General features: G+C 73.0%; 21 protein-coding genes. 17 read left to right on the top strand and 4 right to left on the bottom strand.

The features are described from left to right. Nucleotides 1–89: 89 nt before the first annotated feature. The 3 genes from BSZ37_RS14345 to BSZ37_RS14335 all read right to left on the bottom strand — a co-directional run bounded on the left by BSZ37_RS14345 (nt 90) and on the right by BSZ37_RS14335 (nt 3,728). Complete coding sequence (locus BSZ37_RS14345) at nt 90–1,310, bottom strand: glycosyltransferase (protein WP_095511214.1); 1,221 nt, start codon at nt 1,308–1,310, stop codon at nt 90–92. Continuing rightward, nucleotides 1,307–2,284: a lysylphosphatidylglycerol synthase transmembrane domain-containing protein gene (locus BSZ37_RS14340; protein ID WP_179299655.1), complete on the bottom strand. Its 978-nt coding sequence runs from the start codon at nt 2,282–2,284 to the stop codon at nt 1,307–1,309. Before BSZ37_RS14340 ends, BSZ37_RS14345 begins: the two co-directional genes overlap by 4 nt. A gap of 118 nt (nt 2,285–2,402) precedes the next feature. Continuing rightward, on the bottom strand, nt 2,403–3,728 hold the full coding sequence (locus BSZ37_RS14335) for a hypothetical protein (RefSeq protein WP_095511212.1): 1,326 nt from the start codon (nt 3,726–3,728) through the stop codon (nt 2,403–2,405). A 68-nt stretch (nt 3,729–3,796) separates the two neighbouring features. Here BSZ37_RS14335 and purD point away from each other — a divergent pair, with 68 nt between their 5' ends. The 8 genes from purD to BSZ37_RS14295 all read left to right on the top strand — a co-directional run bounded on the left by purD (nt 3,797) and on the right by BSZ37_RS14295 (nt 14,898). Continuing rightward, nucleotides 3,797–5,086: a phosphoribosylamine--glycine ligase gene (purD, locus tag BSZ37_RS14330; protein WP_095511211.1), complete on the top strand. Its 1,290-nt coding sequence runs from the start codon at nt 3,797–3,799 to the stop codon at nt 5,084–5,086. Beyond that, nucleotides 5,083–5,931 carry an NHL repeat-containing protein gene (locus BSZ37_RS14325; RefSeq protein WP_095511210.1) on the top strand — a complete coding sequence of 283 codons (849 nt, stop codon included), beginning with the start codon at nt 5,083–5,085 and terminating at the stop codon, nt 5,929–5,931. The genes purD and BSZ37_RS14325 overlap by 4 nt, the downstream gene beginning before the upstream one ends. A 100-nt stretch (nt 5,932–6,031) precedes the next feature. Further along, nucleotides 6,032–9,580 carry a hypothetical protein gene (locus BSZ37_RS22095; RefSeq protein WP_095511209.1) on the top strand — a complete coding sequence of 1,183 codons (3,549 nt, stop codon included), beginning with the start codon at nt 6,032–6,034 and terminating at the stop codon, nt 9,578–9,580. Between the two features lie 477 nt (nt 9,581–10,057). Beyond that, complete coding sequence (locus tag BSZ37_RS14315; RefSeq protein ID WP_095511208.1) at nt 10,058–10,810, top strand: PhoU domain-containing protein; 753 nt, start codon at nt 10,058–10,060, stop codon at nt 10,808–10,810. After that, on the top strand, nt 10,744–11,967 hold the full coding sequence (locus BSZ37_RS14310) for a Na/Pi symporter (protein ID WP_095511207.1): 1,224 nt from the start codon (nt 10,744–10,746) through the stop codon (nt 11,965–11,967). The genes BSZ37_RS14315 and BSZ37_RS14310 overlap by 67 nt, the downstream gene beginning before the upstream one ends. Before the next feature lie 62 nt (nt 11,968–12,029). Beyond that, nucleotides 12,030–12,929 carry a hypothetical protein gene (locus BSZ37_RS14305; RefSeq protein WP_095511206.1) on the top strand — a complete coding sequence of 300 codons (900 nt, stop codon included), beginning with the start codon at nt 12,030–12,032 and terminating at the stop codon, nt 12,927–12,929. Between the two features lie 90 nt (nt 12,930–13,019). Then, complete coding sequence (locus BSZ37_RS14300; protein WP_095511205.1) at nt 13,020–14,570, top strand: MltF family protein; 1,551 nt, start codon at nt 13,020–13,022, stop codon at nt 14,568–14,570. Between the two features lie 124 nt (nt 14,571–14,694). After that, complete coding sequence (locus BSZ37_RS14295; RefSeq protein ID WP_095511204.1) at nt 14,695–14,898, top strand: hypothetical protein; 204 nt, start codon at nt 14,695–14,697, stop codon at nt 14,896–14,898. Between the two features lie 41 nt (nt 14,899–14,939). Here BSZ37_RS14295 and BSZ37_RS14290 read toward each other — a convergent pair whose 3' ends face one another. Next, complete coding sequence (locus tag BSZ37_RS14290) at nt 14,940–16,751, bottom strand: M61 family metallopeptidase (RefSeq protein WP_179299654.1); 1,812 nt, start codon at nt 16,749–16,751, stop codon at nt 14,940–14,942. 118 nt (nt 16,752–16,869) lie between these two features. Between BSZ37_RS14290 and BSZ37_RS14285 the strand changes: the two genes are divergently transcribed. The 9 genes from BSZ37_RS14285 to BSZ37_RS14245 all read left to right on the top strand — a co-directional run bounded on the left by BSZ37_RS14285 (nt 16,870) and on the right by BSZ37_RS14245 (nt 26,482). Then, nucleotides 16,870–17,895 carry an extracellular solute-binding protein gene (locus tag BSZ37_RS14285; protein WP_179299653.1) on the top strand — a complete coding sequence of 342 codons (1,026 nt, stop codon included), beginning with the start codon at nt 16,870–16,872 and terminating at the stop codon, nt 17,893–17,895. A 60-nt stretch (nt 17,896–17,955) separates the two neighbouring features. After that, nucleotides 17,956–18,321 carry a fluoride efflux transporter CrcB gene (gene crcB / locus BSZ37_RS14280; protein ID WP_095511202.1) on the top strand — a complete coding sequence of 122 codons (366 nt, stop codon included), beginning with the start codon at nt 17,956–17,958 and terminating at the stop codon, nt 18,319–18,321. Between the two features lie 100 nt (nt 18,322–18,421). Further along, complete coding sequence (locus BSZ37_RS14275; protein WP_095511201.1) at nt 18,422–19,813, top strand: ABC transporter substrate-binding protein; 1,392 nt, start codon at nt 18,422–18,424, stop codon at nt 19,811–19,813. Between the two features lie 251 nt (nt 19,814–20,064). Next, the gene (locus BSZ37_RS14270) at nt 20,065–20,874 is read left to right on the top strand and encodes an outer membrane protein assembly factor BamD (RefSeq protein WP_179299652.1); all 810 of its coding nucleotides are present in this window, start codon (nt 20,065–20,067) and stop codon (nt 20,872–20,874) included. Between the two features lie 73 nt (nt 20,875–20,947). Next, nucleotides 20,948–21,517: an RNA polymerase sigma factor gene (locus tag BSZ37_RS14265; protein WP_095511199.1), complete on the top strand. Its 570-nt coding sequence runs from the start codon at nt 20,948–20,950 to the stop codon at nt 21,515–21,517. Nucleotides 21,518–21,527: 10 nt separating this feature from the next. Continuing rightward, nucleotides 21,528–22,736 (top strand): FecR domain-containing protein, encoded by a 1,209-nt coding sequence (locus tag BSZ37_RS14260; protein WP_095511198.1) that lies wholly within the window; start codon nt 21,528–21,530, stop codon nt 22,734–22,736. A gap of 73 nt (nt 22,737–22,809) precedes the next feature. After that, nucleotides 22,810–25,320 (top strand): TonB-dependent receptor, encoded by a 2,511-nt coding sequence (locus BSZ37_RS14255; RefSeq protein ID WP_095511197.1) that lies wholly within the window; start codon nt 22,810–22,812, stop codon nt 25,318–25,320. Nucleotides 25,321–25,367: 47 nt separating this feature from the next. Next, complete coding sequence (locus BSZ37_RS14250; RefSeq protein ID WP_179299651.1) at nt 25,368–26,084, top strand: regulatory protein RecX; 717 nt, start codon at nt 25,368–25,370, stop codon at nt 26,082–26,084. Nucleotides 26,085–26,200: 116 nt separating this feature from the next. Continuing rightward, nucleotides 26,201–26,482, top strand: a complete 282-nt coding sequence (locus BSZ37_RS14245) for a hypothetical protein (RefSeq protein ID WP_179299650.1) — start codon at nt 26,201–26,203, stop codon at nt 26,480–26,482. Nucleotides 26,483–26,559 lie beyond the last annotated feature (77 nt).

Genomic DNA, 26,559 nt, shown 5'->3' with positions numbered 1-26,559 from the left:
GGGGAGCGGGAGGGAAGTGCGCCGCAAGATGCCACCGTCCGCGACGGACCACCGGCGTGTCCACGATGCGACCGAGGCGGGGATGAGGTCTACTGATCCAGCGTTCGCCCCTTCCACTGGAACCCGCCGAGCGGGCCGAGGACGCCGACGAGGAGCGACTGCGGGCCGTGGAGCAACAGGTGGAGCGGGAAGACCGGGATGAGGTGCGTCTGCCCGAACCGCCGCGCGGCCGGGACCAGCACGGGCAATTCCGTCGCCGCCTTGATCGCGAGCGCGCCCAGGAGCCACGGCCACAGCGCCGGCACGAACGGGGCCGCGATGAGCGTGGCCGTGAGCGCGAAATAGAACGCGACGAGTCCACCCAGCATGACCTTCAGCCGGAGCGGGTAGTTCAGGCTCTTCGACGCCCACCGCTTCCGCTGGTGCAAGAACTCGGAGGCCGTGTAGACCGGCGTCGTAAGGACCGTCGCGCTGGGGTCGGCGCAGAAGCGGATGTCCAGCGGGGTGGTGTACGCGATCTTTTGCATGAGCAGCTCGTCGTCGCCGCTCGTCACGTGGTCGATGCCGGAAAAGCCACCGAGGGCCTCGAACGTCTCGCGACGGTAGCCCACGTTGGCGCCGTTCGCGAGGTGCGGCTGGCCGATCCCGATCCCGCCCGCGCCACACGCCATCACGCCGAAAAAGTCGAGGGCCTGGAAACGCACGAACAGGCCGTCCTCGGGCCGGACGACGTAGGCCACGGGGCCGGACACGAACGCGATCTCGTCGCCCTCGAACTGGGCCGCGAGGGCGCGCGGCCAGCCCCGCGGCACGACGCAGTCGGCGTCGGTGGTGAGGATGAGCTCGCCACGGGCGTGGGCGACCGCCTTCTCGATCGCCCGCTTCTTGTGAGCCCGGGCGCGGCGGCGGTTCTCGGGGATCTGGACGAGGCGGAGCCGCCCGCCGCCCTCCGACTCGTCCCACTCGGCCTCGGGCAACTCGTCGCCAGCCGGAACGAGCGCCGCCGTCGCCGTCATCCGCTGGCGGACGACCGCGGGCGTTGTGTCGGACGAGTCGTCGTCGACGACGATCACCTCGAGCTTCTCGCGCGGGTAGTCGGTCGCGAGGATCGAGTCGACGCACGGTCCGATCGTGTCCTCCTCGTCGCGGGCGGGGACGACGACCGTGATCGTCGGGAGGTCGGCGTCGGCGAGGCGGGGCGTGGCGTCCGTGCGCCGAGCCTCGCGGCGGAGGCCGACGGCCCACGCCAGCAGCCACGCGCCGTGGTAGGCGGCGAGGGCGATCAGAATGAGGCCCCAGACCGTCGTCACGCCGGGACCTCGACGGGCGACGGACGGCGGGCGGCCTTCCGTCGGAGCTGGAGCTGGAGCAGGAACGGGACGCCCACGAGGGCCGGCAGCAGGAGGTTCAGCCCGAACAGCGCCAGCGAGGCGTCGAGCGCCGCGGCCGGAGCCACGCCGTAGGCCCCGAGAAAGAACACGGCCGCGCCCTCGCGCACGCCGAGGTCGCCGAGGGTGACCTGCGGGATGGCGCTCTTGGCGAAGAACACCAGCGCGACGCCCATCATCAGTCCGCCCACCGGCGCGGCCGGCGCGACGGCGTGGACGAGACACACGAACTGGGCCGAGAACACGACGTAGCGGATGCCCGACAGCGCGAGGAGCAGCACGGCCTCGTCACCCGGAATCTGCCCGAACGCCCCGACGGCCCGGCGGACCGGCGCGAACGGCAAGAGCGTCGTCACAACCGTCTGGGCGAGGGCGGGGAAGAGGATCAGCGCGAGCAGACCGCCCGTCCCCATCAGCCCGATCGCCAGCACGGCCGGCCACAGCGGCGACGGATCGGCGACAGTCTGGAGGTACGGCCCGAGCGCCGCCAGCCCGGCGACGAGGCACGCCGCCAGGGTCGCCATCCGCTCCCCGAACGTGAGCGCGGCGGAGGTGCCGGCCGGGATCTCGCGGAGGTAGACGGCCCGGCCCACGTAGTCGCCCACGCGGCCCGGCGTCAGGAGCCCCAGCGGATACGACCCGACCACGGCGCGGACGGCGTCGCGGTACCGGACCTGCGGCGCAATCCGTCGGACGAGCCGGCCCCACCGGTACGCCTCCAGCCCGATGTTGACCGGCACGAGCGCAAGCGCGAGGAGCGCCCAGCGAGGGTCGGCGTGGGAGACGGCCGTCGCGACTTCGGCGGGATCGGCGAGGTGGACGAGCGCGACGACGGCGACGACGGCCAGCACGCCTTTCAGCGCGAACAGCCAGCGAGGGGCTCGGGGCAGGGGCACGAGGGGCGTCCGGGGAGGGGGCGCGTGAAGGTAGCCGCACCCTGGAGCCCTACCCACCGAAGAGCCGAGGAAGCGGTGAGGGTCGGGTGAGGCCGCCTCGGGAGGCCTTCGGGGCAGGTCAGCGGAACAGCGGGCGGGCGTCGCGGAGGTCGTAGGCGATCCGGAGCGTCGCCAGCGACAGACCGCCGGGCCCGATCCCCACGAGGCCCCCCACGACCACCCGCTCCTTGTCGAGGTTGACGATCCCGAGGCCGAGGCCGAGCGCCGGTCGGAGGTAGGCCCTCCCCGCCTCGTCGCGGAACGATCCCTCCTCGAACGAGACCTTCGGGATGAACTGCTCGAACACGTTGTCGTAGGCGTTGCCGAGGTAGCCCATCACGAGCATGTCGATGCCGTAGATGCCGAGGAGGTCGACGATGGGCGCGCGAACGCCGACCCCCAAGGCCAGCAGGTCGCGGCCGGACAGGCGGTCCTGCTGGAAGGCGGTCGCCACCCGGTCGTCGAGCGTCGGGAGGTAGTAGAAGGGGATGTCGTCGTCCTCGCCGTCCCCGTCGGCATCGCCGCTGCGCGTGACGGCGAGGACGCCGCGCGTAATGAGCGTCGTCCGCCCGCGGATCGGGAGGTAGGCGAGGCCAGAGGCCGTGTACCGGGCGAGCGTCAGCTTCGACTCGTCGAAGGCGTAGAACCGCCGGTGCTCGGCGGTCCCGAAGAAGCCGCGCCGCGCGTAGGCCGGCCAGTCCCTCAGGTCCGTCGCGATCTCGACCCCGATCGAGGCCCCGTATCGCGCCTCGTCCTCGGCCACGCGGACGGCCTGGTTCGAGGCCGAGCCCACCGGGAAGAGGTCGTCGATCCGGTTCTCGCTCGCGTCCTCGTTCACTCCGCCCGAGTAGTCGTACAGGAAACGGACGCCGGGCTGGACGTAGATGGCGGTCGTGCCCAGCGGATAGTAGCCCAGGCGAACCTCCGCCTGCGCTGCGTCGTGGTACAGGTTCAACTCGCTGTCGGCGACCGTGTTGGGCCCGAGCCCGTAGTAGCGCCGCCGCTGCGTCGTCGCCCCGCCGACGTTGAACAGCGCGTGGAGCCGAGTGTCGTACGGGTCCGCCGTGAAGAACGTCGCGTCGGCGCTCTGAAAGCGCTGCTGGAGGCGGACGTCGAGCACGAGGTCGGTCCCGGGCCGGACGAGGTTTCGGATCCCGACGCCGCCCCCGATCCCGAACCCGCGCCCGCTCGAGTACAGTGCCGACGGCGCGATCCGTGGCCGGAACGTGATGCCCGGGCCGGACTCCTCGGCGTTCTCGTCGTAGGTGCCCCCCTCGGAGACGACGTCGCTGGCTTGGTCGAGAACGTCGGCAGCCTGCTCGGTCGGGGTCTCCGTCGTGTCGGGGGGGGCCGGAGGGGGCGTCTGCTGGAAGAGCGCGGCGAGGACGAGGAGGAGCGCGGGCACGGGCGAGAGAGGGGGGATCGGGCGGGTGTACGCGCCCGGTATCTTTTCGCTCCATTCCCCCTGACCCCGTGACCGTCCTCGTCGTCGGCAGCGGTGGGCGCGAGCACGCGCTCGTCCACGCGCTCGCCCGGAGCCCCCGCCGTCCCGACCTCCTCTGCGCCCCCGGAAACCCGGGCACGGCCGCCCACGCCGAGAACGTCGCCGTCGCGGCCGATGACGTCGACGGACTCGTCGACCTCGCCCGCGAGCGCGAGGTCGGTCTCGTCGTCGTCGGTCCCGAGGTCCCGCTCGTGGCCGGCCTCGCCGACCGGCTCGTCGAGGCGGGCATCGCCGTCGTGGGCCCGTCGAGGGCTGCCGCGAGGTTGGAGGGGTCGAAGGCGTTCGCGAAAGACGTCATGGCGCGCCACGGCGTCCCGACGGCCGCGTCCCGCACCTTCGGCCTCGGCGAACTCGAGGAGGCCCGGAGCTACGTCGAGGACCAGCCGCTCCCGATCGTCCTCAAGGCCGACGGGCTGGCCGCGGGCAAGGGCGTCGTCGTCGCGGAGACGCGCGAGGCCGCCCGTGACGCGCTCGCCGACATGCTCGACGGCGGGGCGTTCGGCGCGGCCGGCTCGACGGTCGTGATCGAAGACTTCCTGCACGGCGAGGAGGCGAGCCTGTTCGTCCTCACGGACGGGGAGGGGTACGTGCTCCTCCAGGCGGCCCAGGACCACAAGCGGATCGGGGAGGGCGACACCGGCCCCAACACGGGCGGCATGGGCGCCTACGCGCCGGCCCCTGTCGTCACCGAGGCGGTCCGCCAGCGCGCCGAGGCGGAGGTGGTCCGCCCGATCCTCGACGGGATGCGGGCCGACGGGACGCCCTACCGCGGCGTCCTCTACGTCGGGCTGATGATCGACCCCAGCGGCGCGCCGTCCGTGGTCGAGTTCAACTGCCGGTTCGGCGACCCCGAGGCGCAGGTGCTCCTCCCCCTCCTCGACTCGGACCCGCTCGACCTGTTCGAGGCCGTCGCGTCGGGCGGCGTCGCCGACCTCGCGGTCGAGGTGTCGGGCGACGCCGCGGCCTGCGTCGTGCTGGCGTCGGAGGGGTACCCGGGCTCGTACGACAAGGGGAGGCTGATCCGTGGGATCGACCGGGCGGCCCCGCACGCGACGGTCTACCACGCCGGCACGGCCCGGACGGCCGAGGGCAACGTCGTGACGAACGGCGGACGCGTCCTCGGCATCACCGGCCGCGGCGCCACGCTCCAGGACGCGCTCGACGCCGCGTACGCGGGGGCCGACGAGGTCACGTTCGAGGGCAAGACGCTGCGGCGCGACATTGGACAGAAGGGGCTCCGGCGTCTGGCGGACTCGTGAGGATCCACGCCCTGGTCTGTGCGCTCGGACTCGCCGCGAGCGCCTGCTCCGGCCCCGGCGTCGGAGCAGGCGGGTTCGACGACGCTCGCGCGATCGCCACGACGCCGGACGGTCGCCTGTGGGTGGTCGACGCCGCGGGCGTCGTCGTGCTCCGCGGTGGCCTCCCCGTCCGCCTCGGTGGGGTCGGGACGGGAGCCGAGGCGTTCCTCGACCCGGTCGACGTGGACCCGACGAACGGGCAGGCGATCTTCGTCGTGGACCGTGGGGCGGGGGCCGTGCTCCAGTTCACCGGCGAGGCCCGGGTCGCCGCGACCTTCCCGGTCTACGACGTCGACCCGACGCAGCCACTCCGCCAGCCCGGCGGGGCCCGCGAGCGGATGCGCGCGCAGCCCATCGCGGTCGCCGCCGGGCCCGATGGATCGCTCTACGTTCTCGACGCCGGCCGTCGGCACGTCCTCCGGCTCGACGCCGAGGGGGCCGTCGAGCGCGTGCTCGGTGCCGGGGTGCTGTCCGATCCGGTCGACGTCGCGGTGGACGATGCCGGTGCGCTCTGGGTCGCGGATGCGGGCCGGGCCGAGGTGCGGGCGTTCGATCCGTTCGGATCGCCCGGGCCCGTTATTGCAATTCCCAGCGATGTCGGGCGTCTGGTGAGCGTCGACGCGAGCGCGACCGGCCTGATGGTCGGAGGAGTCGAGGGCGTCGCCGAGATCCGGGACGGCCTCGTGGAGGTCATCCCTCTCCCCATCGGAGACCTGCCGCTGCGCGGGGTGGTCCGCCTCGGGGACTCGATCGTGGGGGTCACGGCGCCCGGCATCGTGGAGTGGGGGGGCGTCGGGGTGGATTGATGCGACCGGCGCCCGCCGGTACGTTGCTCGGCTCCTCACCCGCACCGCGCCCGCTCTCCGCTACCTCGTCCGCCGCGTTTTCTTCGCCCTGCGCTGCCCGATGAGGGTCTGGTTCGTCGTCCTGCTCCTGGGCGCCCTCGGGGCGTCGGCGGCGGCGCAGACCGTGCGGCGCGACACGTTCGCGCTCGCGGCCGGCCAGACGGTCGCCCGGCTCGACGCGCGGCCGATCCCTGGGACCGAGACGGTCGAGGTGTTCCGCGACTCGGTCTTCGTCGCGCTCGCCGTTGGCGAATACACGCTCGACGGGACCGGCCGCCTCGAGCTGGCGGCCGAGGCGGACACCCTCCGCTACGTCGCGGTCGCCTACCGCACGGCGCCGGTCGTCGGCCCCGTCCGCGCCCGCGTCCCGTCGGTCGACTCGCTCCGCGCGCTCTACGCTCCGGACACGACCGGGGAGCGGCGGCGCCCTCCGGCTTCGACACGGCCGCCGCCCGCGATCCAGACGCGCGGGTCGATCACCCGGGGCGTCGTCGCCGGCTCGAACCGCGACGTGTCGGTGACCTCGGCGCTCCGGTTGTCGCTCGAAGGGGAGGTGTCGCCGGGCGTCGCGCTCCGGGCCGCGCTCACCGACGAGGACACGCCGATCCTGCCGGAGGGCACGACCCGCCAACTGAGCGACCTCGACCGCGTGTTCGTGGAGGTCCAGAGCGCGGCCGTCCGCGCCCGCCTCGGAGATGTTGATTTGGCCCTTCCCGGCACGCGGTTCGCGCCGCTCGCTCGTCAGGTGCAGGGCGCCGTCGCCGAGGTGCGGGTGCCGGCGGTCGGCTTGGTCCGTGGCGGACGAGTGCTGGCGTCCGGATCGGCGACGCGCGGGCGGTTCCGGAGCCAGGACGTCCCGGCGCTGGAGGGGGTGCAGGGGCCGTACCGGCTGGAGGGCGAGGCCGGCGAGGCGTTCGTCGTGGTCGTCCCGGGCAGCGAGCGCGTGTTCCTCGACGGCCGGCTGATGGAGCGCGGCGCCGGCGCCGACTACACCATCGACTACGCGACGGGCGAGATCACCTTCACTCCGACTCGCCTCATCACGGCCGAGCGGCGGATCACGGTCGACTTCGAGTACACCTCGGGCGGCTTCACGCGGACCCTCCTCGCGGGGGGCGCCGACCTCGACCTCGGCTCTGGCGGCGAGCCGCGCGGCCGCCTCGGCCTCCGCGTCTACCGCGAGGCCGACGCCCTCGGCAGCGTCGCCGACCTCGGCCTCAGCGAGGACGACCTCGACCTCATTCGCGCGGCTGGCGACGACGACGTGCTCGTGCCCGGCGAGCAGCGCGTCCCGTTCGATCCGGAGAGCCCGTTCGTCCTCTACACACGGCGCGACTCCGTGGTGGCCGGCGACACGGTCTCCGTCTTCGTCCCCGCCACGCCGAGCGACGCGGAGGTCTTCCGCGTCCGATTCTCACGAGTCCCGACGGGGCAGGGCGACTACCGCCGGGCCGGCGCCGCGCGGAACGGCATATTCTACGAGTACGTCGGCCCCGGCCGAGGCGACGCGATCCCGTTCCGAATCCTCCCCCGTCCGGTTAGCCGGACCCTCCTCGACGTCCGCGGCGGCGTCGACGTGCTCCCGGGCGTCGAACTGTTCGGCGAGTGGGCGCGGTCGGTCGACGACGGCAACACGCTCTCCACCCTCGGCGACGGCGACGACGGGGCGGGGGCGACGGAGGTCGGGCTCCGGCTGGCGGCGGTCGATCTCGCGGGCGGTGCGCTCTCCGGTGAGGTCGTCCGCCGCGACCGGTCCGACGCGTTCCGCCCGCTCGACCGGATCCGCGACGTCGACTTCAACCGGCGGTGGAACCTGGCCCGAGGCGGGACGCCGTTCGGGAGCCGGCTCGACACGCTGGGCGAGGCCGTGACGGAGGGCTCGCTCCGGTGGGCTCGGGAGGGACTCGCGGTGGTCGAGGTCGGCGGCGGCCACCTCGCCCTCGCCGGGTTCGAGGCGACGCGCGGCGCGCTCGACGCGACCCTGGGCACGGTCGACGGGACGGTGCTGACGGTAGAGGGCGCGCTCGCGGAGTCGGGCGGGACGGGCTTCCTGATCGATCAGCTCGGTCGGGGACAGTTCATCCGCGCCCAGACGGTCGCCGCGACGCGCTGGGGCGCCACGCGGCCGAGCCTCGCCCTCGAGCACGAGCGACGGACGCAGGACGGCGGGCTCCGCCAAGACTCGCTGCTGACGAACTCGTACGGATTCTGGGCCGTCCGTCCCGGCCTCGGCGTCGCCGTGGGGCGAGCCGAGGGCGAGGCGACCATCGAGTACCGTCGCGAGGCCGAGCCGATCGGCCCGATCGGAAACGAGGACCTCGCCGACGCCGCCGAGGCGGTCACCCTCGAGGCGTCGGGCCGCCTCCGAGGCGGGGCGGTCCAGACGGAGGGGCGCGTCGCGTACCGCCGCAAGCGGTACGGCGAGGACTTCCGCCTGATCGGCCGGCAGGACGCCGAGTCGGTCGCGCTGAAGTCGTCGACCCGGGCCTCGCTGTGGGGCGGTGCGCTCGACGGGCGGCTCGTCTACGACGCGCTGACGGAGCGGGCGCCGATCCTCCAGGAGACCTACGTCCTCGTGGGCCAAGACCTCGGCGAGTTCGTCTGGCGCGACGGCCAGGGCGAGCCCCGCGCCGGCGAGCCCGACGGGGTGGCTCAGCTCGACGAGTTCTTCCCCGAGACGACGCCGCTCGAAGGGACGTACCTCCGCACGTTCGTCCCCAGCACGGAGCTGATCCCGACCGTCGGCGTGGGCGTGGGCCTCCGCCTCGACGCGCGTCCGGGCCGGCTCGCGGCGGGGGAGGGGGCGCTCGCCCAGGTCCTCCGTGCCGTCGCATTCCGCACCGTCCTCGACCTTCGAGAGCGGACGCGGGAACGGGACGTGCTCCGCGTGCTCCTCCTCGACCCGTCGGTCCTCCAGGACACCGAGGGCGGGGCCGAGGCGGGCACGGTCGACGGGCGGCTCCGCGTCGAACAGGAGGTCCGCTTCTTCCCGGACCTCCCGGACCGCGGCGCCCGGCTGGTGGCCGACCACGCGAGGTCGACCAGCCGCCTCGCGGCCGGGCTCGAGACGCGCCTCGTTCAGAGTGCTCGGGCAGAGGCGTTCGCCCCGATCGGTGGCGGCCTCGACGGGCGCCTCGCCGTGCTCGCCTCCCGCCGCCGGACCGTCAGCGAGGCGTTCGCCAGCCGGACCTACGACCTGCGGAGCCTCGGCGTCGAGGGCTCGCTCCGGTGGACGCCCTCGGACCGCGTCACGCTCTCGCTCGCGCCCACGGTGGCGAACCGCACCGACGCACTCGCGGGACCGGGCCGTCCGACGGGCGCGCTCGTGGCCCGTCTGCCGGCGGAGGTCCGATGGACGCGCTCGGGCCGGTTCTCGGCGGCGGCCCGAGGCGAGGTGTCGTCCGTCTCGCTCCGCGGGGAGGGGACGGGCGGGCTGTCTCTGTTCGAACTCACGGACGGGCGCGGGCCGGGCACCTCTGCGCTGTGGGGGATCGACGCCCAGATCGGCCTGACCGACCGCCTCCGCGGATCGGTCGTCTACGACGGCCGGGCGCCGGCCGACGGGCGCGTCGTGCAGACGGTTCGGGTGCAGGTGTCGGCCACGCTGTAGAGGTTGCGCCCGCCCACCGGCCCCGCACTCGGGATCAATTGACGGTGGATTGGAGGTGCTGAAGTGGCGTCAGGGGCGCGCCAGGCGGGGAGGGGCCGGCGCCGAGCGTGGGGGTAACACTCTCGTAATGACGCCCGGGCATCTTCGCGGCCGCCGTCCGGTTGCACTCCTCCTGCTGGTCGGTCCTCCCACCTTCGCCCGATGCGACGCATCCGGGGCCGGGATCGGGCGCATGACGGCGCCCTCCGGCCGGGCCCCGCCCATCGTCTCGCCCGTCCCCTCATCGACACCGTCTCTCGCGTCTCTGTCGGCCTCGGCACCCCATCGAGCGGTGGCGCGGACGCAGGCGCCGCTGACCGGTCCGAGGCGGGCCCCCGGATCGGCCGTGGCCGCCGTGTCGTACGTGCCGTCCTCGCCTCCCGCCCGTCCGCGCATCGCCGCGCGTGACGGCCGAGGCCGGCCACCCCATCGTCCCCCATGAACCTCTTCAGCTTCCTTACCGGCTCCCGCCCGCCGCTCGTCGACCGTGCCCTGAACGACCTCGGCGCCATGCTCGACACGGCCGACTCGATGTTCGCCGCGGCCACGAACTGCTTGCTCGACAACGAGAACCTCCACGTCGACCTCGCCGCGCAGGACGACCTGATCAACGACCGCGAGCAGGCCATCCGGCGGGCCATCTTGGAACACATGGTCGCCGACCCGAAGGTCGAGACCTCGCTGAGCCTCCTCCTCATCTCGATCGTCCAGGACGCCGAGCGGTGCGGCGATCTCGCCAAGAGCATCGCGAAGGCCTCCGAGTTGGCCACGTCGCCCCGGATGGGCCGGCACGTCGACTCGCTCCGCCCGATCCGCGACCGCGTCCAGTCGACGTTCCCGCGCGTCCGGCGGTCATTCATCGTCGGCGACTCCCGCGTGGGGAGGGCCATCATGGAGGAGCACGACAAGACCAAGCAGGACGTCGCCGATTACCTCCGCGAGCTCGCCACGGCCGACGACGTGACCTCGAACGAGGCCGTCGTGCTCGCCGTCGGCTCTCGGATGATCGGGCGGACGTCGTCGCACCTCTCGAACATCATCTCGGCCGTGGCCCTCCCCTTCGACCAGGTCCGGGGCGCACCGACGTGGGGCGAGGGCCACCCGTCCCCCCTTCGACCCGGCTCATGCCCACTCCCGACGACGCCCTGCCACCCTCCGCGCCCACGCGCCGCGAGCACCTCGACGCGCTGACCGGCCCGGTCCCCGTCGACGAGCTCGACCTCGACGGCGACCCGGCAACGGGCTCCGGGCGCGGCCCGATCTGGGTCCGCCTGCTCGCCCTGTTCGCGATCCTGTTCCTGTTCGTCGTCGCGCTCGAGCTCATGGGCGACGGGATCAAGGCGCTGGGGCAGGGGACGTTCGACCTCGAGGGGTTCCTCGCGCGGGCGACGCACAGCCCGCTCCTGGCGCTCATCACGGGCATCCTCGTGACGAGCCTCGTCCAGTCGTCGTCGACGACGACGTCGTTGGTCGTGACGCTCGTGGCGACGGGCTCGCTCCCGCTCGCGAACGCGGTCCCCGTGATCATGGGGGCCAACATCGGGACGACCGTGACCAACACGATCGTGTCGATGGGCCACGTGACGCGGCCCGACGAATTCCGACGGGCCATGGCCGGCGCGACCGTCCACGACTTCTTTAACTGGCTGTCGGTCCTCGTCCTGCTGCCGCTCGAGGTGTTTTTCGGCGTGATCTCGCGGCCGGCGACGGTCCTTGCCGAAGCCATCCCGGGCGTCGACTCCGGCGACCTCGGCGACACGCCGTTCGAGATCGTGTCCGGTCTGATCGCCTCGCTCCTCGGCGAGATCCCGTGGCTGATGGCGATCGTCGGGCTGATCCTGCTGTTCATCGCGCTCCGCTACCTCGTCGTGGTCCTCAAGGGGTTCGTGCTGGGGCGGATGGAGGGCGTGCTCGACAAGTACGTGTTCGGCAACCCGCTCAAGGCCATGGCCTTCGGGCTCGTCCTGACGTTCCTCGTCCAGTCGTCGTCGGTCTCGACCTCGATCGTCGTGCCGCTCATCGGGGCCGGCATCCTGACCGTGCCGCGCGTCTTCCCCTACATGCTCGGCGCCAACGTGGGCACGACGGCGACGGCCATGCTGGCGGCCCTCGTGGCCGTGACGAGCGGTGAGCCCGCCGCCGTGGCCGGCCTGACGGTCGCGTTCTGCCACTTCCTGTTCAACGTGTTCGGGATCGTGCTGATCTACCCGCTCAAGGTCGTCCGCAACATCCCGATCCGGATGGCCGAGTGGGTCGGCGAGCTGGCGTTCAAGAACCGGCTCTACGCGGTGGCCTACATCGTCGGGCTGTTCTACCTGCTCCCGCTGGCGCTCGAGTTCTTGATCTAGCGGGCAGGAGAGGGAGCGTCGGGGCCGTTCGTCCGTTGAACGCCCGACGCCCCCCGGACCCCATGCGCCTCGCCCTCTTCCTCGCCGTCGCCCTTGCCGCGCCCGCCTGCGCCCAGCCGGTGGACAAGCCGGCGGCCGTGCCTGACCCGTACCCGAGGCGGGCGGACTCGGTGATCGCGCGGGCCGACGACGTCGGGGCCCCGGTCGACATCGACTCGGTCCGGACCGTCGACGTCCCGGTGCCGATGGGGAGCGGGGAGGCCGTCGTCCGCGTCCATACGGCGCCGATTCCGGACGCGCTCGGGTCGCCGGGGTTCGAGGCGTTCCCGCTCAACGCGCTCAACCTCCACGACGACGAGGGCACGTCGGTGGAGGCCGCGCTCGACGTGCTCCGTGAGCGAGGAGGTCGGGTGGTCGAGCTCGTCCACTCGGGCGACCGGAACGTGAGGTTCTCCGTCGGCGGCGCGCGCTACGAGGCCGACCCGAACCGGATGTTCACTCCGGCCGGCCGGACGCGGACGCTCGGCTCGCTCTCGACCGCCGATGAGCGGGCGGAGGCGGCTCTGGCGGCCTTCGCCGACTCCGTCCTCGCCGTCTACGCGGCCGAGCCGCCGGCCGTCGTCCTGACGCTCCACAACAACACCGACGCCAACTACTCGGCCGCCTCGTACGGGCCCGGTGCCCCGTACGCCTCCGACGCCGCGGCCGTCACGGTTCACAACGGGACAGACCCCGACGACTTCTTCTTCGTGACCGACCGGGCGATCTACGACGCGCTCGTGGCGCGCGGGTTCAACGCGGTGCTCCAGGACAACGACGCGGCGACCGACGACGGCTCGCTGTCGGTGTGGGCCGCGCGGCGTGCCGTGCCGTACGTCAATGTCGAGGCCCAGCACGGGCACCGCGAGGAGCAGGCGGCGATGCTCCTCGCGCTCCTCGACGTGCTCGACGCGCAGCGGTAGCCGGAGACTGATTCCCTGTGAGGAGCGGGTGGGGGGGCGGACCCCTCCTTGGAGGGGACCGTAAGAGACCCACCTTTCTCTTCGCCCCTCATGCTCCGGAAGTCTTTTGCCGTCGTCGCCCTCCTCATCCTCGGAGGGCTCGTCGCCGCGGCCATTCGCACCACGGCCGACCCCGAGGGGGTCGTCATCCCGGAGCCCATCGAGCGCGACCTCGGCGACATCCTCGAGCGCGACACGCTCGTCGCCCTCACCTCCTACACCTCGACCAGCTACTTCCTGTACCGGGGCCAGGCCTTCGGCTTTGAGTACGAGCTGCTCCGGGACTTCGCCGAGGACCAGGACGTCGTGTTCCAGATCCGCGTTGTCCCGCGCGACAGCATCCTGTACTACCTCAACGCCGGCCTCGGCGACATCGCGGCGTCGCGGCTCCAGCCGGTCGAGGAGGACACGTCGAACTTCGGGTTCACGAACAACCTGTACGAGACGCAGCCGGCCGTCGTCCAGGCGACGGGGCCGATCGACACGACGGAGGTCGAGACGCCCGAGGTGCCCTCGGCCATCGCCGAGCGGGCCGAGCAGGTCGACACGACGGGCGACGTCCCGACCGACCCGATTACCATCCGTGCGCGGCGCGTCCAGCGGCCGGCCGACCTCGCCGGCCAGTCCGTCTTCCTTCCCAGCGACGACCCCTACGTGTCCCGCCTCGTCGAGCTGGAGACCGAGATCGGCGGCCCCATCGAGGTCGTCGAGGTCGACACGACGAGCGAGGCGCTCATCCGGAACGTGGCCGTCGGCAACATCGAGCTGACCGTGGCGCAGGAGAACGTGGCCCAGCTTGAGGAGGGGTACTACACGAACCTCACGGTCCGCCCTGCGATCGGGGCGCCGCACGGCGTGGCGTGGGCCGTCCGCGACAACGCGCCGGAGCTCCTGTCGTCGCTCAACACGTGGATCTCCGAGAACCGCGAGACGCGGCGGTGGAACCAGCTCTACCGGAAGTACTACGTCGACCGGCGTGGCTACCGCGAGCGCGTGGAGACCGGCTTCTTGACGGGCCGGACCGGCAACCTCTCGGGCTACGACGACTACCTCAAGCGCTACGCCCCGACGGTCGGGTGGGACTGGCGGCTCCTCGGCAGCCAGATGTACCAGGAGAGCCGGTTCGAGCCGCGAGCCCGGTCGTGGGCCGGCGCCATGGGCCTCCTCCAGATCATGCCCGGCACGGCCCGCGACCTCGGTCTCGGCGACCCCTACGACCCCGAGGCCAACATCGAGGCCGCTGCGCGCTACCTCAAGTGGCTCGAGGACAACTACTGGGCGGAGCGCATCCCCGACCCGGACGAGCGGGTCAAGTTCATCCTCGCCAGCTACAACGCGGGCGCCGGTCACGTGATGGACGCTCAGCGGCTGACCGAGGCGGAGGGGGGCGACCCCCGGCTCTGGGAGGACGTCGCGTACTGGCTCCTCCAGAAGTCGGACCCGAGCGTCTACAACCGGCCGGAGGTCCGGCACGGGTACGCCCGCGGCCTGGAGCCCGTCCACTACGTCTCGATCATCCTTGAGCGCTACGAGCACTACCGCCAGTTCGTCGAGGGCGAGGAGGGCGCTGATGCCGTGCCGGACCAGGAACTGGGCGCCTGAGCGCCCCGGATCTCCAACGGGCTCCGCGTGTAGGGCGTTCAGAAGCACCCCGGAGGGCACGTCCTCCGGCCTCCCTGCGCATGCTGTGCGCACCTACCTTCTGCATCGTTCTCACCCGGCCCGCATGCCCGACTTCGCTACCCCCGACCGCGACGCCCTGAAAGACGCCCTCACCGAGGTGCTCCGCGAAAACCGCGACTGGCTCCGCGAGCTCGTGCAGGAGGCGCTCCTCGAAGTCGCCGACGCCGAGGCCCGCCGCGAGGCGGACTACCGAGAGGCCTACGCCGACCGCCAGCGACCGCACGTCGTCGCCCACGGGCAGGCCTAGGCCGACTCCCTCCGCCTCGACGCCGAGGCCGAACCGGTGGATCAGCCGGCCTTCGAGCCGAGCCACGCCTCGCGGAACGCTCGGATCTCATCGGTGACGGGCCGGCCGGCGGCCTCGAACGTCACGAGCTCGAGCGCCGGGTCGGCGAGGAGTGCCACGCGCGCGGTCTTGATCTGGCCCCGCTGCTCGTAGGTGACGGTCACCTCGTCGCCGGGCGCGGCGTCCGCGAGCACGTCGGTCACGGCCTGCGTCGAGGTCGCCGCGACACCGTCGACGGTGAGGAGCCGGTCGCCGGACGAGAGCCCCGCGGCGTAGGCCGGCGTGCCGGGGCGGACCGGCGCGATCACGAGGCTGCCGCCGTCGCCCGCTTGGAGCGCCACCGGTCCGAACCATCCGTGATCGGGTCGGGCTGGGCGGAGCACGAGGCCGGCCGGCTCGACCAGCGCCGCGTAGTCGAGGACCCCGCCCGCCTCGATCGTGCGGTCGAAGACGTCGGCGGCCCAGGCCGGGGCGCCGGAGACCTCGCCGAGGACGCGCTCGATGTCGGCCGCCGTGTACGGTCGCGCCGGCGTCGTCGCGTGCTGGTGCTCGCCGAACTCTTCCCACATCGTCCGCATCACGTCGTCGAGCGTGGCGTCGTAGCGCTGACGGAGCGCGAGGTCGAGGCCGAAGCCCAGGATCTCGCCCCAGGTGTAGTACGAGACGAACGTGTTGTTGTAGGCGACCTCGTCGATGGCTGAGGCCGCATCGACGAACGTCGCCATCCGGCTCATCTCGGCCGGCCCTCGGGTTGCGCGGGCGGGCGATAGGAGGACGTAGTTGAGCTGGCCCGTCATGTCGGCCGCGTACTCCTCCAGGGTCATGGCGCCGGCACGCACGCGCGTGAGCCCGTCGTAGTAGCTGGTGAAGCCCTCGCCGAACCACAGGTTCTCGGACATGTTGGCGGCCTCGAAGTCGAACGGCTCGAGCGCCGCGTCGCGGAGGCGCTCCATGTTCCAGGCGTGGAAGTGCTCGTGGGCGAGCGTGCCGAGCACGCCCAGCGGCTCCGCCAGCGACCCGGTGCTCGTGAGGATCGTCGAGTTCCGGTGCTCCATCCCGTCGCCGGCGACCCACGGGAGGTAGTCGGCGAGGAAGGTGTAGGTGCCGTGGTCGAACTCGGGGTAGGCCCCGAACACGGCCGCTTGCTCGGCGATGACGTCCTGAGCCATCTCGACGTAGGCCTCCGCCTCGGCGTCCGTGCCGAGGTGGTGGAGCGCCATCCGGTACGTCTGGCCCCCCTGCTCCCACTCGTAGAGATCGAACGCGCTGACCTCCGTCGGCGAGTCCATGAAGTACGCGAGGTCGGGCGCCTCAAACGTGTTCGGCTCGTCGGTCGCGACGAGCTGGGTGGCGACGCGCCAGCCGGGGAGAGGGTGGAACGTGGCCTGGTGGGGACGGCCTTCCAGCCCGCGCGCCCACACGAAGGCCGCCGGCATGTTGTAATGCGCGTGCGTCGTGTCGACCCCGGCGTAGGTCCCGTCGGCGCGGTTCGCGTAGAGCGTGTAATCGAACCGGACGGTGCCGTCGTGGCCCCACACGACCCACTCGTACGGCGTGACGCGCTGGACGCCGACCGGCCGGCCGGCGCCGTCGGTCGCGCTGACATCGAACACGTTCTTGGCGAACTCATGGAGCGCGTACCGCCCCGGCGAGGTCCGGCTCATGACGACGTGGAGCGGCGCCTCGCCGACCCCTGCGAACGTCGCGGTGAACTCCGTCTCGTGGGCGGCCGCGTTCGGCCACGACACGTCGTAGTGGACGGGCTGGGCCGCGAGTGGCGTGGCGAGGACGAGGAGGAGAAGGAGGCGGCGCATGAGGACGGGGAGACAGACCTCCAATGATAGTCCGGGCGCCGATGGGGGAGGCCACATCCACCGCCCGGGAACGTCGCTCGTCTCAGGGCGATACCCGGCGCGCCCTCCCGACGCCGCCGTGCCCCGACTGGTCCTCTGCCTCATTGCCGTCCTCGTGCTCTCCGCCTGTGGCGGCGACGGCCGCACCCCGCTCCTCGTCTACTCGCCCCACGGCAAGGAGATGCTTCGCGAGTACGAGGAGTCGTTTGAGGCCGAGAACCCGACGGTCGACGTCCAGTGGATCGACCTGGGCAGCCAGGAGGTCTACGACCGGATCGCAGGAGAGCGGGCGAACCCCCAGGCCTCGGTCTGGTGGGGCGCCCCCCAAACGCTCTTCATGCGCGCCGCCGCCGACAGCCTCCTCCAGCCGTTCACGCCGTCCTGGGCCGGCGCGGTCCCGCCCGACGCCCGCGACGCCGACGGCCGCTGGTGGGGCACCTACCTCACGCCCGAGGGCGTCCTCTTCAACACCGACGCCCTTGAAGAGGCGGACGTGCCCGCCGATTGGGACGACCTCCTCGACGACCGGTACGAAGGGCGGCTGCTCATCCGCTCGCCCCTCGAGTCGGGCACGATGCGGACGATCTGGGGGGCACTCATCCTCCGCCAGCCGAGCGTCGAGGAGGGCTACCGCTGGCTCGCGCGGCTCGACCAGAACACGGCCGGCTACGCCGCCAACCCGACGCAGCTCTACCTCCGCATCGCCCGCGGCGAGGCCGACCTCACGCTCTGGAACCTCCCCGACACGTACCTCCAGGCGCAGGACTACCCGTTCGGCTTCCGCGCGCCCGACTCCGGCACGCCGGTCCTCGTCGACGCCATCGGCATCCCGGCCGGCGCGCCGCAGCCCGACCTCGCCCGCCAGTTCATCGAGTTCGTGACGACCGAGGCCGCGCTCCTCCGCCAGGCCGAGGCCTACCACCGCATCCCCGCCCGAACCGACATCGAGGCGGATCGACTCCCCGACTGGATGGCCGACGGCACGTTCACGCCGATGGACCTCGACTGGAACCGGCTCTCCGAAGAGGGCCCGGAGTGGATGCAGGTCTGGGACGAGCAGATCAAGGGACGAGGCGCCGAGTACCTCGCGGAGACCGGGGGCTGATCGACCCACCGGGGGCGGATTCCCGCCGCAACTTCCAGTCCCCAATCCCCAGTCCCCCGCGTGCGTTCCATCCTCCTCGTCGGCCTCGGCGGTGCGCTCGGCGCCCTCGCTCGCTACGGCGTGACGCTCGTCGGGCTGCGGTGGGGCGGAGAGGGGGTGCCGTGGGGGACCTGGGCGGCCAACGCGATCGGCTGCCTCCTCATCGGCCTCGCGATTCCCGTCGTCCGAGGCGACGACGCCCGCCTCGCGATTCTCGTCGGCGGCCTCGGCGCGTTCACGACGTTCTCGACCTACTCGGCCGACACGCTCCTCCTCTGGGAAGCCGGGCGGCCGGGGCTGGCGGTCGCGAACGCGCTCGGGAGCGTCGTCGTCGGGCTCCTGTTCGTCGCGGCTGGTCTCTGGGCGGGGCGGCACCTCGGGGGCTAGAATTCGCGGACGTGGCACCGGCTGGCGGACGCGCCGCCTTGCCCGGCCGGACGTGCGGTCGGATCTTGGGGGACCGCCCTCGTCCGTCGCCCCTCCGCCCGTGGTCCGCCTCCTCTGCCTTCTCTTCGCACTCGCCGTCGCCGGCCCCGCCGTCGCTCAACCGGCGACCGCTGAGGCCGTCCCGGCCGCCGAGGCCGCCTTCCAGAACGGGCTCGCCGCGTACCAGCAGGGCGCCTACGCCGAGGCCCAGCGCCTCTTCTCGCGTGCCGCCGACGAGTTCGGCTACAACGAGCGCTCGACCGCAGCGACTCTCATGGCGGCCAAGGCCGCCTACGCCGATGCCGACTTCGACCGTGCCATCGCGGCCGCCTCGGTCCTAATCCAGTCGTACCCGTCGAGCCGCTACACGGCGGAGGCCGAGCGCATCCGGTCCCTGGCCGAGCAGGGCGGCCCCGGCGGGCGCGGCCGGCCGTTCGACCTCGGCATCGTGCTGCCCATCGCCGGGCCGGACGGCTACCTCGGACAAGCCCTGTTCAATGGGATCCGGATCGCGGTCGACGAGCGGAACGCGTCGGGTCAGGGGCGGCCGGTGCGGATGGTGTTCCGCGATTCGCGCGGCAACGGCGAAGGGGCACGCCAGGCCGTCCAGGGCGTCGTGGCGGAGGGCGCCGACGCCATCGTGGGCCCGCTCTTCAGCGACGAGGCCGCCCCGGCCGGCGAGGCCGCCGAGGCGGCCGGCATCGTGCTCGTGGCGCCGCTGGCGACGGACGAGGCCGTCGGGCGCGGGCGCCGGTTCGTGTTCCAGGCCAACCCGACGTTCCCGGCGCGCGGCCGGGCGATGGCCCGTTACGCCGTCGGCCGGCTCGGGCTCGACCGGCTCGGCGTGGCCTCTCAGACCGGCACGCTCGGGGCCGACATGGCCGGGGCGTTCGCGACCGAGGCCCGCCGCCTCGGCGCGGCCGTCGCCTTCGAGGAGTCGCTGGCCGACGCGGGCGACTGGGAGGACCTCGACCGCGAGGTCGGCGCCGCGGCCCTCCAGAGCGTCGACGCCGTCTACCTCCCGGTCACGGGCCGCGACGCTCCTCGCTACGCCGCCGACGCGCTCCGCTCGCTCGACGCCCTGAACCGCGCGCCGCGCCCGCTCGGCAACACGGAGTGGGAAGGCCTCTCGACGTCGACAGCCCGTGCCAGCCGTCTCGGAGCCGTGTTCACCCAGGACTTCTTCGTCGCCCCCGGCTCCGCCGACGCCTTCGGGCGTCGCTACCGCGAGCTGGCCGGGATCGGGCAGGACCGCCTCGCGATCATCGGCTACGACATCACGCGGTTCCTCCTCTCCCAGACCGAGGGCGACGAGACGACGCTCGCCGACGCGCTCCGCTCGGCCCCGCTGTTCGACGGGGTCGGCCACCGGTTCCGCTTCAACGACGGACAGGTCAACGAGGCCCTCTACGTCCTCGGCTTCCGCGACGGCCAGGCGGTGCTGCTCGAGTAGGGAATCGGGAGATGGAAATCGGGAACCTGCGGAGCAGCACCTGCGACGGTCACGCTCACCCTGAGACCTCTGCCGACTCCCTTTATCCCCGTCTCCCCGTGCGCAGCGACCCCTCGTCTTCGCCGGTTCTCCCCTCGTCTTCGCCGGTTCTCGTCTGCGAAAGGAGGCCCGGGCAGACGAGATTGAGTCGCAATAAGGCGTCACCGATTCCGTTCGTGCCCGCTCTGCGACTCGCTCCCTCCCGACCGTCCATGCCGATCCGTTCCGGGCTGCTCGCCCTCGCCGTCTTCGCCGCCGCGGGGTGTGGGGCCGGTCCCACGACGTTTGGCTCGGCCCAGGAGGCCTACGATCGTGGCGTCGAAGAGGCCGCGGACGGGGACTACGGTCGCGCCATCGAGCACCTCCGCGCCGCCCTCGACTTCGGCCGGACCAGCGAACTCGCCGACGACGCCCAACTCGCGCTCGCGCGGGCCTACGCCGCCGACGGGCAGTACCTCCTCGCCGGGAGCGAGTTTACGCGGTTCATCGAGTTCTACCGGACCGACCCGCGCGTCGAGCAGGCCGCCTTCGAGCGGATCCAGGCGTACGCCGAGCTCAGCCCCCGCTACGAGCTCGACCAGACCGACACGCGTCAGGCCCTGAGCTACATCCGGATCTACGTCCAGCAGTACCCGGAGAGCCCGAACGTGCCCGCGGCCGAGGCCATCGCCGCCGAGCTCCGCGAGAAGCTGGCTCACAAGATGTACGACGCCGGCCGGCTCTACGAGCGCCGCGAGTACTACGAGGCCGCCGTGATCGCCTACCGGGACGTGCTGAACGAGTACCCGGCCAGCGTCTACGCCGATGACGCACTCCTCGGGGCGCTCCGCGCCCAGGTCACGTACGCCGACAACAGCATCGCGGCGCGCCAGCTCGCGCGCTACCGCTCGGCGCTCGACCTCTACGACCAGCTGACGACGCTCTTCCCGCAGAGCCCGACGCTGGAGGAGGCCCAGGGCCTCTACGACCGTGCCTACGCCGGCTGGCGCGCGGCCGGCGGCGAGCAGACCGCGTCGGAGTAGCCGTCCGCCCCGGTGTGACTCCGGACGGTCGAGCGGCGGCTCCCCTGATGCCTCCCCCTGAGGCACCCCGCCCATGACCTTCGACCCCGACGCCGTCACCCGAGCCCAGTCCGGCGACGACGCGGCCCGCGAGGCCCTCCTCTCGGCCGTCGAGCGCCCCATCCGGGGCTTCTTCCGCAGCCGGATCGGGGCCGCGCCCGAGGTCGACGACCTCGTCCAGAACGCGCTCGTCCGCGTCCACCGCGGCCTCGACGCGCTCAACAACCCGGCCCGGTTCAAGGCCTTCGCCATGAAAGCGGCCCTCTTCGAGCTCCAGGACTTCTACCGCGGCCGCTACTCGTCGCGCGAGGCCCTCTTCGACCCCGACCTCCCGACGCCCGGCTCCGTCGGCGCGGAGGACGTCGGGCTCAAGCTCGACCTCGAGGGCGCGCTCGCGGCGCTGACCGACCACGCCCGGACCATCCTCGAGATGCGCGAGCTCGGCTACCCCTACGCCGAGATCGCCGAGACGCTCGACACGACCGAGGCCGCCGTGAAGATGCAGGTCAAGCGGGCCTTCGAGAAGCTCCGCGGGCTCCTCGCCGACGGATCCGCCGTCGCCGTGGGCCTCGCCGTCCTCGCCGCGCTCCACGCGGCCCTCTAAGTCCATCGCCATGCGCGACCCCGACGCCCTCGCCCTCTACGACGCGCTCCCGCCCGACGAGCGGGCCGCCCTCGACGCGGCGCTCCGCGAGCACCCCGCGCTCGCCGAGGCGTTTGCCCGCTGGCAGAGCCTCCGAGCCGGCGTGCGCCGTGAACTCGCCCGCGACCTCCCGGACCGCGCGCTCCTGGTCCTCTACGCCCTCGCCGACGACGACCTGCTGAGCGATGCCGAGCGCGAGCAGGTCGAGGCGGCCCGTCCGGCCCTCGACGCCGCGCTCGCCAAGCACCCCGGCCTCGTCGCCGCCGTCCGGCGCATCCGGTCCGACCGGGACGCCTTCGAGGCCGCGTGGTCCGAGGCCGCGACGGGACCGGCGACGGCGTCCGCCTCGGTGGGGCGGTCCACCGAGACGGCGGCGCCCACCCAGACGGCGGCGCCTACCCAGACGGCGGCGCGTCGTGCGGACCGTGCGGTGAGCCATGCGGCGGACCGGCCTGCGGCGCGGAGCACGGCTCGGCCGACGCGCTGGATCGCGCGGATGGCCGCCGTCGTGGCCGTCGTGGCCTTCGCGGGCGTCCTCACGTTCCTCGCCACGCGCGACGCCGGGTGGGAGACGGTCGCGGGCGCCCAGACCGTCACCCTCGCCGACGGCTCGACGGTCGAACTGGCGGACGGCGCGCGGCTCGAAGTCTCGGACGACGAGGCCCGCAAGGCGCGGCTGCTCGGCGGCGAGGCCTTGTTCCAGATCGTCAGCGACCCGGACCATCCGTTCGAGGTGACGACGCCCAACGCCGAGGTGACCGTGCTCGGGACGACGTTCTCGGTCGACGCCTCCGATGTCGAGACCGAGGTGGTGCTGGTGGAGGGCGCCGTGGCGCTCGCGCCGCGCGCGACGCCGGACGCCGCCATCCGCCTCGAGCCGGGGCAGCGGAGCCGCGTGCTCGCCCTCGACCCGCCGACGACGCCTGAGGCCGCCAACCTCGCGTCCCTCGACTGGACCCGAACGCTCTACGTCGCGGAGGGTACCGTGGCTGCTGAGATCGTCCGCCGCCTCGCCGACCGCTTCGACGCCGAGGTCGAGATCGACTCGACGCTGGCGGGCGAGCCGCTCGGCGCGAGTGAGTGGGGCGCCGACGGTCTCGACGACGCGCTCGACAAGCTCGCGCTCGCGCTCGGTGGCGAGGTTCTCGTTGACGGGGCGGGCTACCGGATCGTCGAGTAGGGGACGGCCCGACCAGCGGCGCGGACGCGGACGGAGGGGCGTCGGCCGTTGTGCCCGTCCCTATCCTCCGCCGATGCGCCCGTTCGTCCTCCCCGTGCTCGCCGCCGCGATCGCCCTGGGAGCGGTGCGCCCGGCCGGGGCACAGGCCGAGGCCGAGTTCGTGTGGGTCGGCGCGCCGCTGTCGGAGGCGCTCTACGAGCTCGCCGAGGCGACCGGTCTCGAGCTCGTGTTCGCCCTCCGGCTGGTCGAGGACGTCCGCGTGACCGGCCGCTACCGCGCGTCCGACGACCCCGACCGCGCGCTCCGGTACCTGCTCCGCGGGACGGGCGTCCGCGCCGAGCGGATCCGCGAGGGCCAGTACGTCTTGATCAAGGAGCCGCTGAACGTGACGGTGGCCGGCGAGACCGAGCGCGAGGCCTACACCGGCACGCTCGACGGCCGTGTAGTGGACGCCGAGACGGGCGCCGCGCTGATGGGGGCGCACGTCTGGCTCGTCGACCTCGGCCTCGGCGACGTGGTGGCCTATGACGGGTCGTTCGCGGTCGCGGACCTCCCGACGGGCCGCTACGTCGTCCGCGTGTCGCACGTCGGCTACACGCCGGTCCGCCTCGAGCTCGACGTCTTCCCCGACTCGCCGCGGCTCCCGCCGACGATCCGCCTTCAGACCGAGACCGTCGAGAGCCCGGATGCCGACGTGATCGCCGGTCCGGAGCCGCCCGGCGTACAGCCGGGCATGACCGAACTGGGCGCCCGCCAGGCCGCCGCCATCCCGTACGCCCTCGGCGAGGCCGACCTCGCGGCGACGCTCTCGTGGCTCCCGGGCCTCACGCGGACCGGCGGCGCGAGCGGCGCGCTCGTCGTCCGCGGTGCCGACCCGACGCAGACGCGCTACGTCCGCGACGGCGTGCCACTCTACGAGCCGTGGCACGCGTTCGGGCTGTTCTCGGCGTTCCAGCCCGAGGCGCTGTCCCGCGTCCGCTTCCATCGCGGGTCCCTGCCAGCGTCGCTCGGGGGTGGGCTGGCGGCCGTGCTCGACGTGGAAACCACGGATGCGCTCGCCGGCGACACGCTCCGCACGCTCGGCCTCGGCGCCGTCGCCGCCCGGGCCGTCGCCGACGTGCCGCTGGGCGGCGAGACCGGGATGCACATCGGCTTCCGGCGCTCGGCGCTCGGCGCGCTCCTCACGCCCGGCCTCCGTGCTGAGGGCGGTGCGTGGGTCCTCGACCCGACCGGCGGCGACCCGTTCCGGCGTACCGGCCGGCCCGACGTCACGTTCAGCGACGCCGCCCTCAAGTTCAGCCGGCGGGTGGGGCGGCACGGCCACGTCGAGGTGGGCGGCACGCTGGGGACCGATGCCGTCCGCATCGACCTTCCCATCGGAATCGGCGGGATGGACTACGGGTGGAGGACGCACACGGCGTCCGCCCGCTACGAGGGGCTGGTCGGGCAGACGACGCTCGTGACCGCCCTCGGCTACCAGACCGGCCACTCGGCGGTCGAGAACCGACGGCTCCGGCTGGGGGAGACCCGTACCGACCAAGCGCTCGTCGAGCGGGGCGCGTCGCTCGACGTCGACCACTTCGTGTCCTTGACGCACCAGCTCCGCGGCGGCATCCAGGTCGCGTCGCGCGAGGTGACGGGGAAACAAGTCCGGCCGGAGGGCGCCGACGACGCGCGGCAACGGGTCGGGGAGGTCGCCGCATACGTGATGGACACGTGGCGTCCAGGGGAGGGGTGGCAAGTCCAGCCGGGCCTCCGCGCCGAGGCCCGTGTCGTCGACGGGCGGCCGATGGGTCTGGACCTCAGCCCCCGGCTGTTCGCGCGGTGGTCGCCCGATGAGGATCGCCTCGTGGTCCGCGCTGGGTTGAGTCGCCAGACGCAGGCCGTCCACCGCGTCCGCGATCTCGTCGCGGGGCGGTACGCGCTGGCAGCCTCGCGCTGGCTTCTCTCGGATGGCGCCGTCGCGCTCGCGCGGGCGTGGCAGGTGGGCGCGGGCGTGGAGTGGGCGCCCTCGGACCCGCTTGCGTTCAGCCTCGACGTGTACGGTCGGCGGTCGCGCGGCCTCTTGGAGCCGGTGGGCAGCTCGATTCAGGAGGCGGGCGTGATTCCGGCCGATCTCCTCGCGACCCATCCAGCGCACGCCGGACGCGCCGCAGGCATCGAACTCGCCACGCGATACGCGGTGGCCGACTGGACGCTTGGCTTCAGCGGGGCGCTCAGTCGGGCCCAGATTCGGCCCGAGACGGGAGGGGAGTGGCGGGCGTCGGCGTACGACCGGCCGGTCGCGCTCGGGCTCATCGCCCAGCGGGCCGCGGGTCCGTGGACCGCCGCGCTCCGCCTCGACGTCGAATCCGGGCTCACGCGTCCCGATGGGAGCCGGGACGGGGTGCAGGTCCGGGCGAGCGGGGCCGTCGGCGCCCACACGGCGTTTGGGGGGCTCCAGTGGACCGCGCTCGCACAGGCCACGGCGCGTCCACTCGGCCCATCCATCAGCCGTGGGGTCGGTGAGGTCGGGCTCCCGCTGGCGACCGACGCGCGGGGGCTCCCGGGCTGGCCCGTCGTGAGCGTCTCGGCGCGCTGGTGATGCGGCACGGACGGACCAGGCGTCACCCCCCGGGCGTACCCTGTGCCATGGCTTTTCTGACCCCCCGCCGCGAGCGCCCCGACCCCGCCGACCTCGACCTCCGCGACGGGACGGTCACCCGCGTCGCGCAGCAGAAGAAGGACCCCGAGCGTGCGAGCGTGTTCATCGACGAGCAGTTCGCCTTCGGCCTCGCGGTCGACCTCGTGATCCAGTCCGGCCTCCGCAAGGGCGTCACGCTGACGGCCGATGAGCAGCGCGAGCTCCTCATTCGGCAAGAGACGTACGCGGCGAAGGCGTCCGCGCTCGCGAGCGTCAACCACCGCGCGCGGACCGCCGACGAGATCCGCCAGTCGCTGTTGAGGAAGGGGTACGCGGAGACCATCGTCGAGGATACCGTCGCCCATCTCGAGGGGCTGGGCCTCGTCGACGACGCGGCGTATGCCCGGGCGTTCGTGCGCGACCGGTTCAACGGTCGCGGCTATGGCCCGGCACGGTTGCGGCAGGATCTGATGCGAAAGGGCGTCGGCCGCCGCGTGATCGACGAGGCGCTCGCGGAGCTCACCGAGGCGGAGGACCTCGGCGCCGAGGCCCGCGAGCAGGCCGCGAAAAAGTGGCGGTTGCTCTCGTCCGAGGAGGACGTCCGCAAGCGGAAGAAGAAGACGATGGAATACCTCGTCCGCCGCGGCTTCGGGTTCGACGTCGCGCGTGACGCGGTGGACGCGGCGGCGGACGGCGAGGACGAGGCGCTCTGGGACGTCGGGTGAGCGGGGGCGGACTCCGGATTGGCGCGCTCGTCACGGCTGGCCTGGTGCTGGGCACGGGGGCGGTGTTCCCGGCGATCGTCGCTTCGCGCGCCGGTGCCGGCCCGACCTTGACGGGCGTGCTGGACGGTGCCACGTACGCGGCGTTGCCGGCTCTGGGCCTCGCCTGGGTGACCATCCGCCTGGCTGGGAGCCACCGGCTGGCGTCGTGGGCCGCGCTCCTCGGCGCGCTCCTGACACTCGGGCTGGGCGTCGCCCTCTATGCCGTCGCCCTTCGTCCCGACGCTCGTCCGAGCGCCCCGACGCTCGCGATCGCGTTCGTGCCGTTCCGCCAACTCGCCGCCGTCGCGGTCACCGCCTGGGTCGTGTGGACGGCGCGGAGGACGAGGGATGAGGGATAGGGGAGGGCGAACCGACCTGTTCCACACGACCTTCGGCGGATCGGGTGGCAGGGCCGACGCTTCGGCCGCACCTTTCC

The organism is Rubrivirga marina, assembly GCF_002283365.1.
GTDB classification, from domain to species: domain Bacteria; phylum Bacteroidota; class Rhodothermia; order Rhodothermales; family Rubricoccaceae; genus Rubrivirga; species Rubrivirga marina.
Note: the sequence above shows the minus strand (reverse complement) of the source record. Positions and strands in the feature narration are given on the sequence as shown.